The organism is Bacillus sp. EB106-06-01-XG163 (genome assembly GCF_058791615.1).
The window spans coordinates 227,954-241,808 of record NZ_JBYTDS010000005.1 but is presented as its reverse complement, the minus strand read 5'-3'; the positions used below and the strand labels follow the sequence as shown (position 1 = coordinate 241,808).

Sequence of the window (13,855 nt, the reverse complement as noted above, 5' to 3'; positions counted from 1 at the left end):
ATGACCGTACAGGATATCTGTATTCATTTAGGTATCTCTCGAGCGTCTTATTATCGTTGGAAGAAGAATCTGATGAAGGATCATCCCAAGCGCCATTTGGAAAAACAAATCGGCACGTTGTGCCGAGAGCACAAGTATCGATATGGATATCGAAAAATCACAGCCATACTAAAAAAGAGAATGTGTATTAACCATAAAACGGTTCAACGTATTATGCAGAAAAATCAATGGCAGTGTCGGGTTAAGGTGAAAAAGCGCAAGAAGGATGGGCAGCCATATGCCGTGGTCGATAATATATTGGATCGGAACTTTCAGTCTGATCGTCCTCTTGAAAAACTAGTAACGGACATCACATATTTGCCTTATGGACAGAAACAATTGTACCTTTCCAGTATATTAGATTTATACAATGGAGAAGTGATTGCTTTTACTATTGGGGATAAGCAGGACACAGCCTTTGTCTTAGACACACTTGATCAGCTACCAATGCTGCCTGAGAACTGCGTGTTACATAGTGACCAAGGTTCTGTGTATACATCTTACGAGTATCAAAAAGCTGTTAAAACAAAAGGCATTACCATGAGCATGTCCCGCAAAGGGACGCCCGCTGATAATGCCTCCATCGAATCGTTTCATTCCTCGCTAAAGTCTGAAACGTTCTATCTTAACAGCATTGATCGAACTACGACTGCCATCGTAGAACGCACTGTCATAGAATACATTCATTATTATAACAATATTCGTATTCAAACCAAACTAAACAACCAATCACCGATAAACTATCGGCAATTGGCTGTTTAAAAGGTGTTTTGACCCCTGTCTCAAAAACGGGGGGCAGTCCCTCATATGCAGAGTTTTTTATTATTTCAGGCTTTCTTTTAATTCTTTTTTGACTGAAGCGAGGCTTGCTTCATCTAATTTGTAATAATAGATATTGTTGATTCTCGTTCCCGTTCCCTTCAGTTCATGCTGAGTGACTTTGCTGCGGGCGTTTTTATAGTCAGTCATAACCGTCCACATATCATCGAATGACATGTTTGTTTTCATATTGTTTTCAATGACCTTAAACATATCTCCGAATTTCGTGACAGACGAGATGTTTGCCCCTTTAGAAATAATCCCTTCAATCACTTGGCGCTGGCGCTGCTGCCTGCCGAAATCCCCCCGGGGATCTTCTTTTCTCATACGCGTGTAGGCAAGTGCTTCTTCGCCGTTCAGGCTGATGTTCCCCGTTCCGAAAGAGTGCCCGTCGTAGTTGAAGGCAAACGTGCTGTTCACCGTAATCCCGCCGAGTGTATCCACGGTATCTTTGAAGCTCTCCATGTTTACTTTCACAAAATAATCTACCGGCACGTCAAGCAGGTCCTCGACGGTATCCGCGGCCATCTGCGTTCCGCCGAAAGCATAAGAGTGGTTGATTTTATCCATCGTACCTTTGCCGGAGATTTTCGTATACGTATCACGCGGAATGCTGACCATTTCTGTTGTATTCGTTTTAGGATTGACGGTCATATAAATCATCGTATCCGCGCGCCCCTTGTCATTTTTCCGCTCATCGACGCCCATGATTAAAACAGAAATCGGATCCTTCTTTCCGAGATCTATATCCGTGTCACGTTTGTCCGATTTTTTCAAGTCTTCCTGAATGCTTGCCACCGTTGAAGCCGCTTTGTGCCACAAGTAGTAGACGTAGCCTCCTGATGATAAAACTAACAGCCCGATGATTGTTACGATTGTCAGAAGAACTTTTTTCTTCTTTCTTTTTCGTTCAGCTCTCATTTGTCATCACCTTTTCTATTAACTTTCCTGATGCAATTTACTAATCTTTATAAACCCAGTCATATTTTTACTTATAACCATGTAATAGACGAAATTCTTAAAAAAAGGTTACAAAAAGACCTTAAAATTACCTTAAAAAAAAGTTAGTATAAGACGATACATAAAGATGAGGTGAAAAAAATGAAAAAAACTATTGCAGCTTCGTTCTTAATACTGCTTTTTTCTGTTGTATTGGCAGCGTGCGGAACGGCGGATCAATCAAAGAAGGGAAGCGGTTCTTCGGAGAACCAGGCTCAAAAAGAAACGGCATATTATGTCGGTATGGCGGATACGCACACAATTGAAGTAAAAGTGGATGATCAGCCCGTCAGCTTTGAATTTTCTGATGACTTCTCTGATGTTCTGAATAAATTCAGCGAAAATGACAAAGTCAGCATTACGTATTTCACAAATGATAAAGGCCAAAAAGAGATCAAGGAAATCGAGAAAGCAAAATAATACACCATGATCAGCAAAAGGCGGGATAAAAATTGAAGAAAACAATATGGGCTGTCTGTTTTTCTGTGATATTCAGCCTGGCTTTATTACCGGAAAGCACTTTTGCGTCCAGTTCTGATATCTCAGTAAAACTGACGAATTATATTGGTAATAAATCGACTCTGAATATCGAACCTTCAGGAACTTATAAACTGACGGGAAGCGATGTCTCCTCCGTTGCCAGATTGGGAGGCGCGTCCAAATATGATACGGCTAACGCCGCGACATCCAAGTATTGGAAAAACCCGTCCAACATAGTCGTCGTTAATACGGATGCTTATTTTGCGGACACGCTTTCCGTCATTCCTTTAGCGAATAAACTGAAAGCGCCTGTTCTGCTGACTGAAGCGAAAAAGCTGAGCAGCAGCACAGAAGCGCAAATCAAGAAATTCAGTCCGGATAATATTTTAATCATCGGCGGGACGAACAGTATTTCGTCAGCCGCGGAAAAGACATTGAAGAAATACGGCCGTACGAAACGGATCAGCGGAAAAAACAGATATGATCTGTCCAAAAATATTGCGGCCGAAATGGGCAGCTATGACCAGGCGGTCGTAGTAACGGGGGATGTATATACGGATGCGCTGGCAATCGCGCCTTATGCTGCGCAAAACGGCTATCCGATTCTCCTGACGAAAAAAGACTCCCTTCCGAGCTACAATCTGCCTAAAAAAGTGATCATCATGGGAGGCACTTCAAGCGTCAGCAAAGATGTGGAGAATCAAATTAAAAAGAAGGCCTCGGTCACCAAAAGAATTACCGGATCAAACAGATATCAAATATCAGCAAACGCAGTCACTTCGCTCGGCATGGATGCAAGCAAAACGGTGGCTGCCAACGGGACTAAATTAGCGGACATCGTTGTCGGATCAAATATTGCCGCCGCAAATCACATGCCGCTTGTATACATCAAAAAAAGCGAAACACCCGCCGACGAGGCCAGCCTTTTTAAAACGAAAGGCACCTATTCTTATACATTAATAGGCAGCGCAAATTCAATTGCCGATTCAGTTAAGGCTGCTTACGCAAAAGAGTTTTATCTCGTAAACGGAAAGACATACCGTATTGAAACGTCCGGCGGCAAATTAGGCGTTGCAGGCATTAACAGCGGAAAAACGTCTTTCAAGGCGGTTCCTGAAAAATATTCAACAGCAAACACAATCAGCATTGACGGGAAGCCATATCTGGGGAATATGAGTTTCACTGCGGAATCCGGCAAATATGTAAGACCTGTTAATGAAAACATTCCTTTTGAGGATTATCTGAAAGGTGTCCTGCCGAATGAAATGCCGGGAAGCTGGCCGACAGAAGCGCTGAAAGCCCAGGCTGTTGCTGCCCGCACCTACTCTATCGGCAAGATGGGACAAACAGTCGCGGATACAACGGCCTTTCAGGTTTACGGGGGATACAGCTGGTATCCAAACGCCACCGCAGCCGTTAACGGAACAAAAGGGAAAGTGCTCACTTATTCCGGCAGATTGATAGATGCCACTTACTCATCAAGCAATGGCGGTTACATGGAAGCCGGCGATGAAGTGTGGGGATCGAAAGTGCCGTATTTAGTAGCCAAAAAGGATACAAAAGATCCGGAAATCAGCTGGTCTTTAACATTGCAGAAGCAGCAGCTGCCAGCGGTTCTGGATATGAAAAATCCCGCATCCTGGTGGTCTAAAACAAACGAAGCAAATGCCGCGCAGCTCAACGGAATAAAAAATTGGCTGATGAAAAATAAAGAAACCAATGCAAGTTCCATAAAAATTGCAAGTATCTCTGATCTCTCGCTCACCGGAAAAACAAAAGGCCAGCGCGCGGAAGACGCCGCGGTGAAGGTCACGTACCATGTGAATGACAAGTCGAAGGGCTATGTCATGAACAAGACTGCATCTGTTGAGGTGAAAGCGTCTGAACTCAGGACGATGATCGGAGCTTCATCTTTTAAAAGCACATACGCCAGTGCGTCCGGTAATTCTTCGCAAATCACGATATCAGGAAAAGGATACGGTCACGGCGTAGGAATGAGTCAATACGGAGCAAAAGAAAGAGCGGAGGCCGGAGAGCCGTATACTTCTATTCTTGCGTTCTATTATCCTAATACAGCACTTACAAACTACTAAACTTCTGTGGAGGAGATCGGATTGAAATTCATCATAAAATGTCTCCCCGTTTTTATTCTCGGGGTCATTCTATTTGTCCCTTCCGCTTTGGCTGACAACACGGTTAAAAGGATCGGCGGAAGCACCCGGTATGATACGGCTGTACTGGCGGCAAAACAATCATGGGGTGAAGCGAAAACGGTCATTATCACCGGCGGAACTTCATATGCCGATGCAATTGCCGCTGCGCCGCTTTCATATCAAAAAAATGCGCCGCTGCTGTTTACAAATAAAGATCAGCTGTCTGCCGGCACAAAAAAGGGATTAATTGATTTAAAAACGAAAAATGTGATTATCGTAGGCGGCACACCTGCCGTTTCGAAAAATACTGAAAATCAAATTGCTAAATTAGGCATCAGTGTCAAACGATTATCAGGGAGCACGAGATATGCCACAGCCGCAAAAGTGGCGGGTGAAATGACAAGATCTTCTACAGCCCTTGTGGTCAACGGGTTTGTTGATGCAGATGGAATGGCTGCGATTTCTTATGCGTCCGCTAAAAAATATCCGATTTTATTCACTAATGATTCGACATTAAATGGTTCTACGTCCAATGCGATCAAAAGCTTGGGGATTAAAAACACGATTGTCATCGGCGGGACAAGCAGCATCAGCAGCTCACTTTACAATAAACTGCCGAACCCTTCAAGAATCAGCGGCAAAAACCGCTATAACCTGTCTGTGAATCTTGCAAAAAAGACAGGCTTAAGCACAGGCTATACGTTTGTTACCAATGGCTTTAAAGAGGCGGATACCATCGTCGGAGGCGTGCTGAGCGCCAAACAGGGAAGAGTTCACCTGCTGACGAATGGAGACAGTCTGTCAAAAGACGTCCGGACGTATATCGGAAGTAAAAACATCACCAGCTTCACTGTCATAGGAAGTGCTTCATCTTTAAGCAACAATGCCGCGTCGCAGCTTAAAAATCCGGTTGTCGGCAAAACGGTCTTTATTGATCCGGGGCATGGCTATCAGGATTCAGGTGCAACCGGAAACGGCTTGCTTGAGAAAAATGTAAACCTTGATATCGCTACGCGTCTTAACAATCAATTATACGGCGCGGGCGCGCTTACTGTAATGTCGAGGAAGGGTGACACCTTTGACTCGCTTGAGGAGAGAGTGAACAAAGGGGCGAAGGCGAACGCCGATATTTTCATCAGCGTCCATGCGAACGCAAATGATAACAGCAGTGCAAACGGTACGGAGACGTATTATGATAAAACGTACCAATCCGCAAACAGTCTGAGGCTTGCCCAAAATATTCAGCCGAGAATGGTTTCTGCTCTCGGCACGCGTGACCGCAGTGTGAAAACTGCCGGATTTTACGTCATTAAGTATTCTAAAATGCCGAGTGTCTTGTTAGAAACCGGTTTTGTCACAAGCCCGATTGATGCCAATATTTTAAAACAATCAACGAAAAAGGACAGACTCGCGGCGGGGATCACCCAAGGCGTTTCCTCCTATTTCCGATAATTTTTTCATGGAAACAGACCGGTTCATACCGGTCTGTTTTTTTATTTTTCATTATGCTTTGTCTCAAATATGGATATGAATAGATTTACAATAAAAAAACAATAATCGAAACATTCTAATAAACATTAACGCTTCCTTTACTTCCAATTAACATCCATCTGCTAAACTCACGGCATAGGTCATCAAACATCCCAACAAATCGTGAGGTGTGTGTCAGTGGGAGCAGAGAAAAGCATGAATGTAAATAATAACTATGCAGTGCGGCAGGGGACTTCCGCTGCCGTTACGGAAAGAACGGCCCGTTATTTGGCTTTTAAGCGATTCATGGACATTGTGTTTGCGCTTGCGGGGCTCTTGGCGGCGCTCCCGGTGATGGGCCTGTTCTCCATACTGATTCGTTTGGAGTCGCCCGGCCCGGCTTTTTATAAGCAGGAGCGGGTAGGCAAAGACGGGAAGCCGTTTTATTTGTATAAGCTCCGCTCTATGAAAATAGATGCTGAAAAATCGGGGGCGGTCTGGGCGCTGAAAAAGGATCCCCGCGTGACAAAGGTCGGCGCTTTTATCAGAAGGACCCGTATTGATGAGCTGCCGCAGCTGGTAAATGTGCTTCGGGGAGAAATGAGCCTGATCGGCCCGCGTCCCGAGCGTCCCGTGTTTACGGAACAGTTTCAGGCTGAGATTCCGGGGTTTACGGAGCGGCTGGCCGTTAAGCCGGGATTAAGCGGCTGGGCGCAGGTCAACGGGGGATATGACATGACACCGAGGGAAAAACTAATGTTTGACTTATATTATATCCGCAACCTGACCTTTTCATTGGAACTGAAGATTATGCTCAAAACGTGCAAAGTGATCTGGACCGGTGACGGGGCGCGATAAAAATTCTGGTCAGCAGACAAAAAAGTAGGGAAAACGATGCCTAGTATTACAAATCAAATCTTGAGCGGCGCCAAATGGACAAGTATTTCGACAGCGTGTATTACGGTCATTCAAATCATCCAATTCGCCCTGCTCGGGCGGGTCATGTCACTGGCTGAATTCGGCCTTGTCGGCATGATCACAACGGTAGTGGTGTTTGCCCAAATTGCGCTTGATATGGGTTTTGGCGCCGCGCTCATTCAAAAAGATCATGTGACTGATAAACAGATGTCTTCCTTGTACTGGCTGAATATCATAACAGGGCTTGCGCTGTTTGCGCTGCTGTTTTTCAGCAGTCCGCTCATCGCCGATTTTTATCGGCGGGAGGAGCTTGTCTATTTAATCCGCGTGCTGGCCGTCATGTTTTTAATCGCGCCGATCGGTCAGCAATACCAGTATATGCTGCAAAAAGCGCTGGCATTTAACACGTTAAGCAAGATTGAAATCTTTTCAAATGTGCTGTCCTTCGTGTATTTGGCGGCCGCGGTTTTTTATACGGACCCGATTCTCGCCTATGTGATTTCCCAGGTGCTGCTGCAATCGTCAAAAGGCATTCTGTACTGGATGTCCTGCAGAAAAACATGGAGACCGGCGTTGGTTTTTGATCTGAAAGGAATGAAAGGTTTCTTTTCTTTCGGGGCCTTTCAGCTGTCTTCCCGGCTTGTGAACCGGCTCGGGGCGAATATTGATATGATTCTGATCGGCAGTTTTATCGGCGCTGAGGCGCTCGGCATTTACAATCTGGCCTACCAGATTGTCACGCTTCCGGTATTAAAAATTAATCCGATCATTACGAGAGTTGCGTTTCCCGTCTTTGCGAAAAACAAGCATGAAAACAGCGTTATCAGAGAAGGATTTCTCAATATGACCAAAATACTCGCGCTGATATCCTTTCCACTTTTGCTCGGTTTGGTTTCAGTGTCGGATGCATTCGTGGCTTCGGTATTCGGAGAAAAATGGCTGGCGGCTGTCCCGGTTTTAAACGTTCTCGCCATCGTCGGGATATTAAGGGTTCTGATGAATCCGAACGGATCTGTGCTGCTCGCAAAAGGGCGGGCCGATCTGGCGTTTTATTGGGACGCCGGGGTGATGCTGCTGTATGGTGCATCTTTGTACGCCGCCGTGCTGTCCGGAAATCTCTTGACGGTAGCCTGGACGTACGCTTTCATCAGCATCCTGAATTTCCTGATCGGGCGCTGGCTGTTGGCATATGTCATTAAGCTGCGGCTGTCGGCTTACTTCAAAGCCGTGGCCAAACCGTTTGTGCTTACGGCGGCAATGGGTGTCATCGCCTTTACAGCCAGCTTCGGCACGGAGCGGATCAGCCTTGATGTCAAGCTGCGGCTGGCGATCTCCGTAGCCTGCGGCGCGTTGTGTTATTTATTCCTGTTAGGAAAAGCTTATCCGCATATGAAAAGTAAATTAAGAAAAGGACGTTTGCTATGAAGGTATTGTGGATGACAAGTGTCTATCCGAGCAGTGAGAAGCCGGGAGAAGGCGTTTTTCATGAGACGCAGGCCCAAGAACTGAGAAGGCTTGGCGCGGAGATGACCGTCATTTGTCCGCGGCCGAAACTCGCCGCGCCATTCCGGGTGCTGAAAAAGACGTATCGGCAAAAGGATATCAGGCCGGCGCATGAATGGCGGAAAGGCGTGTCCGTCCACCGGCCGTTTTATCAGGCGGTTCCCGGGCAGCTGAAATGGGCGCAGCCGCATAAAAGAATGGCGGAATCCATTCTTTCCGAAATTAAAAATCATGGCCTGAAGCCCGATCTGATTCACGCGCATTTCGCCATGCCGTCAGGCGGAGCGGCCGCCATTGTGTCAAAGGCTTTAGGCATTCCGTATGTGCTGACCTTGCATGGCAGTGATGTCAATGTCTATCCGCATTACAGCAAAAGCGCTCATCGCGCATTTACATTTGCGGTGCGGGAAGCAGCCGATATTTACGCTGTGAGCGGCAGTCTGCGGGAACAAATGAAAAAGCTTATCGAAGCGGAGTGCACCGTGCTTCCGATCGGCATCACGCTTGACGCCTTTCGAAAAAGGAACGAGACGAAAGAAGCCGTCAGAAAACGGCTCGGCCTTCCTCCGGATAAAAAACTGATCGTGTTCATCGGCAGGCTTGTCAAAGAGAAAGGTGTTTTCGACTTATCAAAAGCCGCTCAGTCATTGGATGAAAGATATGAAGCCGTCTTTGTCGGTGACGGTCCCGCCGCATCTTCATTGCGTGAAGCCGCTCATATCGTCACGGGGCAAGTGCCGAACGACAAGGTACAGGACTATCTGCTGGCTTCGGATGTAATGGCGCTGCCGTCCTACAGCGAAGGCATGCCGACTGTGGTCATTGAGGCGCTCGCTCTGAAGGTGCCGGTGATCTGCACCGATGTCGGAGGATTGGCTTCTTTATTCGGGAAACACCGGGGGTTGCTGATCAAGCCGGGTTCACCTGAGACGCTTGCAGAATCGATTCTGCAATATGACGAAGGAGAGGCTTGGACGCCGCAAACAGCCGAGGAACTTTATCAAACCGTCCGCACGTATTTTGACGCAAGCCAAAACGCGAAAGCGCTGAAAGAGAAATACCGATCCGTAATGAACCGGGCCGGGCAAGAGGAGAACCTTTCGAAAGAGGGATGAAGCTGTGAAAAAAATCGCTGTATTAGGAACAGGGTATGTAGGTCTTGTATCTGGAACTTGTTTTGCGGAAATCGGCCATCATGTGACTTGCTGTGACATCAATGAAGCGAAAATCAGAAGCTTGCAAAACGGAGTCATCCCGATATATGAACCGGGGCTTGAGGAATTAGCCGAAAAAAATGTCAGTGCCGGGCGCTTATCCTTTACGGCCGGCACTGAGCCGGCTGTGAAAGCCGCTGATATCATCTATATCGCCGTCGGTACGCCGATGTCAAAGACGGGTGAAGCCGATTTGACCTACATTAAGGCAGCGGCGCAAACAATCGGAGAACAGCTGAACGGATACAAAATCATTGTCACCAAAAGCACTGTTCCGGTCGGGACAGGAAAGCTCGTTTACCAAATCGTCAGCGAAGCGTCAAAGGGAAAATATCCGTTTGATGTCGCGTCAAATCCTGAATTCCTCCGCGAAGGTTCGGCGGTGCGGGATACGATGCAGATGGAGCGGGCGGTCATCGGCGCCACAAGCGAACATGCCGCTTCGGTCATTGAAGAGCTTCATAAGCCGTTCCGTACGAAGATCGTAAAGACCAATCTTGAAAGCGCGGAAATGATTAAGTATGCCGCAAATGCTTTTTTAGCCGCCAAAATATCTTTTATTAACGATATCGCCAATATTTGCGAACGTGTCGGGGCGGACATTTCCCACGTGTCAGAAGGCGTCGGTCTTGACAGCCGGATCGGGAATAAATTTCTCCAGGCGGGCATCGGATTCGGCGGATCCTGCTTTCCGAAGGATACAACGGCTTTATTGCATATCGCAAACGCCGCCGGCTATCCGTTTCAAATGATGGAAGCCGTCATTGAAACCAATCAGAAGCAGCGGGTCCGTATTACGGAAAAATTGAACCGCGCCATCGGTCCCTTAAAAGGGAAAACCGTGGCCGTACTGGGGCTGGCCTTTAAACCGCACACAAATGACGTCCGCTCCGCCCCGGCTCTTGATATCATCACAAGTCTTAAAGAGCAGGGCGCTCACGTGAAAGCGTATGATCCGATCGCGATTCCCGAAGCGTCAGCGATATTAGGAGACGGCGGCATTGAATATCACACAGAGCTGTACAGTGCCATCAAAAACGCGGACGCATGCCTGATTACAACAGATTGGCCGGAAGTCAAGGAGATGGATCTTCAGAGAGTGAAGCAGCTGCTCAAACAGCCGGTCATCATTGACGGCAGAAATATGTTTCCGTTGGAGTATATGAGGGTTTCAGGATTCACTTATCATTCCGTCGGACGTCCGGCGGTTCATGCCGATCGGCAAATAAAAGAACTGGCAAGATAGAAAAAGATTGTCTTCAGGCTCTCGGCAGCCCGGCTCGGCTGCCGGTTTTGGAAAGGGGTTTGCCATGTGAGTATCAAACGTTCAGCGGCACATGTTCTTGTGCTGCTTGCCGCTCTCATTACAGGAGGATTCATCATGCTGGAGGCGGTCAGGGCGGATGCCGGCTTCGGAAAAATCACCGTGCTGCTGTTTGCCGCCATGATCGGCTTTGCCGGACTTGCTTTGCTATCCGCCTTTACAACAAACGGTCAGATGTTTATGGGGCTCATTTATATACTGATCGCGTGTACATTTTTAAACCAGGCCTTCTTTGCGGTCCATCTCGGATTTTTCAGCTTATTTATATACCGGCTGTTATTAATCGGAGCGGGCGCCCTTCACGTCGCCGGCATCCTGACAAACCGCCATCATATTGACAGATGGAATCGGGTGAATGTAAAAGGGGTTCTGATGTTTTTCGCCTTATGGTTTACATACGGTCTCCTATCGTTATTGTGGGCAAAATCCGTGACGTACGGGATTAAATATTTAGCTTTAATGGGAATGGGCATGTTTTTGATTTATCTTATTGTCATGTTCATTCAGCGCTTTGATCAGCTGATGGTTTTTTACGGCATATGGCTTGTGATGACCATTTTTGTGATGGCGATCGGCTTTTACAACCATTTTACACACCACCATCTGCCGAGCTCCACGCTTTATAACGGCCCGCAGTACAAACAGCATTATCCGACGTCCGTTTTCTTTAATCAAAATGATTTCGCAACGTTTTTGTGCATCAGTTTCTTTCTGTATGCAGCGGCGGTGAAAAATATGAAAAACGGCTATGTGAAGGCCGTCAGCCTGCTCTTTGCGATCTGCGCTTTGTATTTAATCATTTTGACCGGTTCGCGCGCGAGTCTGCTGGGCATATGCGCGGGGGCGGCTGTATACGTCTTCATCATGCTGCCTTCCCTGTTGAAAAAACTCGCGCTGTACGCAGCGGGAGCGGGTGCGGCGCTGTTTGCGGTTTTATTTGCGGGCCGTATCACCAATGCCGTCTTGAATCTGTTTTCAGCTCCGCAGGCGATGCCGGGACAGCAACCGCTTCCTTCCAACCTTGCGAGGGCGAATCTTTTAAAAAACGCCTTTCACTATGTGATTGATTCCTGGGGGTTCGGAGTGGGTGCCGGAAACGTCTCTTACTATTTAAAAGCGGAGCCCGTTTATGATACGGGCGGCGTAGTTGAGGTGCACAACTGGCTCGTCGAGATTATGGCGAACTTCGGCGTTCTTACGATGCTCGGTTACCTGACAGTCTATTTGTTCCTTTTTTGGACACTTTATAAATGTCATGAAAGAAAATCGGAAAATCAGTCAAGACTGATCACAGAAGGACTTATCACGGCGATGGCCGGTTTTTTGGTAAGCAGCATCAGCCCAAGCTCCGTATCAAATTTATTTTTCCACTGGGTATTTCTCTCGCTCGTGATCGCGGCGGTCAATATATTGAGGCGTTTACAAAAGGAGCCTGCCGTCACGGCGTACTATGAAAAACAGGGAGATGCGAGATGAAGGATATGTTGACAAGAATAACCCGGCGTATCAAAAAGAATATCATTTGGATCATTGCGCTGCCCGTTGTGTTAGGGGCAGCGGGATATGTATTGCCGTCAAAAATCAGCGGGGGCAGCAGTTTTACATCAGAAGCCGCGATCGCCGCGGGAAATTATGATCATCCGCTTTATAACAATACAAAAGAAATCCCGCTCCTTTTGACGAGCGATGCCTTTTTAAAGCAGGCTTTGCCTGATAAAACAGACGAAGAAAGAGCGGCCGTGAAAAGTAAACTGACTGTCGAAACACAATCAGATTCATTGATCACGGTCAGCTACAGCGGCCAAAACAAACAGGAGACCGAATCGGTGTTTCAAGCCGTCATAAAAACTTTTCTGAAGAATGATCAGGACCTGTTTGAAAAACGGGCAAAAGTAGTGCGGCAGAGTATTGCTGCGCTTGAAGGAGAAACCGTCAGCGCGGACGCCAAAGTGGATAAGGAACGATTTTTATACGAATTGAAAAATACGCAGCTGAACCTGAAAGCGGCCGGCATCATCAATTCAGAGCCGATGAATGAAACGGCGGGACAAGGCATGCCGCCGAAAAAGAAAGCGGTTCTGGGCGTTTTAATCGGCATTGCAGTTGCATTTATGTTCATTGTCATTCCTGAGTTTTTTAGAGAGTCCTTGTAAAAATCTGCGATGGAGATGTGACCATGACAAACTGGAAACCTTTCGTATCTGTCATTACACCGTCTTATAATGCAAGTGAATATATCGAAGACACGATTCAGTCCGTTTTACATCAAAGCCACCCGCATTGGGAAATGATTATCGCGGATGATTGTTCAACGGACGGAACGAGAGATATTTTACGGCAATATGAACAAAAGGATGAGCGGATCCGCGTCGTTTATTTAGAGAAAAACGGGGGAGCCGCGGCTGCCAGAAATACAGCCCTTAAACATGCCAAGGGCCGTTATGTCGCATTTCTGGACAGCGATGACAGATGGAAAAAGGAAAAGCTTCAAAAACAGCTTGCGTTTATGGCAGAGCGGTCCTGCGCTTTTTCATTTACGGGCTACAGCGTCATGGAGCAGGACGGAACGCCGACGGACAAAACGATTCAAGCCCCTGAAAGCCTGTCATATGATGAAGCTTTAAAAAACACGATTATCGGATGTTTAACGGTCATGATTGACAGAGAGCAGACAGGGCAGATTCAAATGCCTGATATCAGAACGCGGCAGGATTTAGCGACATGGCTTTCCCTGCTGAAAAGGGGATTTACGGCTTACGGCCTGAATGAGTGCCTTTCAGAATACAGGCTTGTGCAGAATTCGATTTCAAGCAACAAGTGGAAAGCCGCAAAAAAAACGTGGTTTGTTTATAGAGAAATTGAGCGCCTGCATTTTATCAAGGCTTCGTGGTGTTTTATGCAATATGCAAAAAACGCGGTCTTGAAAAGACTGTAGG

12 protein-coding genes are annotated in these 13,855 nt (G+C 46.9%); 11 read left to right on the top strand and 1 reads right to left on the bottom strand.

Annotated elements, in window-relative coordinates:
• Positions 1 to 801, top strand: an 801-nt coding sequence (locus AC3WTF_RS08755) for an IS3 family transposase (protein ID WP_025284310.1), incomplete at its 5' end; no start/stop codon positions are given.
• A gap of 60 nt (positions 802 to 861) precedes the next feature.
• Here AC3WTF_RS08755 and tagU read toward each other — a convergent pair.
• Complete coding sequence (gene tagU / locus AC3WTF_RS08750) at positions 862 to 1,779, bottom strand: polyisoprenyl-teichoic acid--peptidoglycan teichoic acid transferase TagU (RefSeq protein WP_003151369.1); 918 nt, start codon at positions 1,777 to 1,779, stop codon at positions 862 to 864.
• Between the two features lie 180 nt (positions 1,780 to 1,959).
• Here tagU and lytA point away from each other — a divergent pair, with 180 nt between their 5' ends.
• The 10 genes from lytA to tuaG all read left to right on the top strand — a co-directional run bounded on the left by lytA (position 1,960) and on the right by tuaG (position 13,854).
• Positions 1,960 to 2,277, top strand: a complete 318-nt coding sequence (gene lytA, locus AC3WTF_RS08745) for an acidic lipoprotein LytA (protein WP_007407496.1) — start codon at positions 1,960 to 1,962, stop codon at positions 2,275 to 2,277.
• A gap of 32 nt (positions 2,278 to 2,309) precedes the next feature.
• Positions 2,310 to 4,430 (top strand): SpoIID/LytB domain-containing protein, encoded by a 2,121-nt coding sequence (locus AC3WTF_RS08740; protein ID WP_129003540.1) that lies wholly within the window; start codon positions 2,310 to 2,312, stop codon positions 4,428 to 4,430.
• 21 nt (positions 4,431 to 4,451) lie between these two features.
• Positions 4,452 to 5,942, top strand: a complete 1,491-nt coding sequence (locus AC3WTF_RS08735; RefSeq protein ID WP_012118582.1) for an N-acetylmuramoyl-L-alanine amidase — start codon at positions 4,452 to 4,454, stop codon at positions 5,940 to 5,942.
• 216 nt (positions 5,943 to 6,158) lie between these two features.
• Entirely contained in the window at positions 6,159 to 6,818 is a 660-nt protein-coding gene (locus AC3WTF_RS08730) for an exopolysaccharide biosynthesis polyprenyl glycosylphosphotransferase (protein ID WP_003151373.1), read from the top strand.
• Positions 6,819 to 6,854: 36 nt separating this feature from the next.
• Entirely contained in the window at positions 6,855 to 8,303 is a 1,449-nt protein-coding gene (gene tuaB, locus AC3WTF_RS08725; protein WP_129003542.1) for a teichuronic acid biosynthesis protein TuaB, read from the top strand.
• Entirely contained in the window at positions 8,300 to 9,496 is a 1,197-nt protein-coding gene (tuaC, locus tag AC3WTF_RS08720; RefSeq protein WP_032869542.1) for a teichuronic acid biosynthesis protein TuaC, read from the top strand. Before tuaB ends, tuaC begins: the two co-directional genes overlap by 4 nt.
• A 4-nt stretch (positions 9,497 to 9,500) precedes the next feature.
• On the top strand, positions 9,501 to 10,841 hold the full coding sequence (gene tuaD / locus AC3WTF_RS08715) for a UDP-glucose 6-dehydrogenase TuaD (protein ID WP_007407490.1): 1,341 nt from the start codon (positions 9,501 to 9,503) through the stop codon (positions 10,839 to 10,841).
• Positions 10,842 to 10,907: 66 nt separating this feature from the next.
• Positions 10,908 to 12,395 (top strand): teichuronic acid biosynthesis protein TuaE, encoded by a 1,488-nt coding sequence (gene tuaE / locus AC3WTF_RS08710; protein WP_042635534.1) that lies wholly within the window; start codon positions 10,908 to 10,910, stop codon positions 12,393 to 12,395.
• Entirely contained in the window at positions 12,392 to 13,072 is a 681-nt protein-coding gene (tuaF, locus tag AC3WTF_RS08705; protein WP_007407488.1) for a teichuronic acid biosynthesis protein TuaF, read from the top strand. The genes tuaE and tuaF overlap by 4 nt, the downstream gene beginning before the upstream one ends.
• A gap of 23 nt (positions 13,073 to 13,095) precedes the next feature.
• A complete protein-coding gene (gene tuaG / locus AC3WTF_RS08700) occupies positions 13,096 to 13,854 on the top strand; it encodes a teichuronic acid biosynthesis protein TuaG (protein WP_012118576.1) in 759 nt (252 codons plus the stop codon).
• Position 13,855: the final 1 nt, after the last annotated feature.

What these genes read in the sequence shown, in the direction of transcription:
- lytA (WP_007407496.1), top strand. Translation starts at nt 1,960, where the DNA reads ATGAAAAAAACTATTGCAGCTTCGTTCTTAATACTGCTTTTTTCTGTT.
- tagU (WP_003151369.1), bottom strand. Translation starts at nt 1,779, where the DNA reads ATGAGAGCTGAACGAAAAAGAAAGAAGAAAAAAGTTCTTCTGACAATC.
- tuaF (WP_007407488.1), top strand. Translation starts at nt 12,392, where the DNA reads ATGAAGGATATGTTGACAAGAATAACCCGGCGTATCAAAAAGAATATC.
- tuaG (WP_012118576.1), top strand. Translation starts at nt 13,096, where the DNA reads ATGACAAACTGGAAACCTTTCGTATCTGTCATTACACCGTCTTATAAT.
- tuaB (WP_129003542.1), top strand. Translation starts at nt 6,855, where the DNA reads ATGCCTAGTATTACAAATCAAATCTTGAGCGGCGCCAAATGGACAAGT.
- tuaC (WP_032869542.1), top strand. Translation starts at nt 8,300, where the DNA reads ATGAAGGTATTGTGGATGACAAGTGTCTATCCGAGCAGTGAGAAGCCG.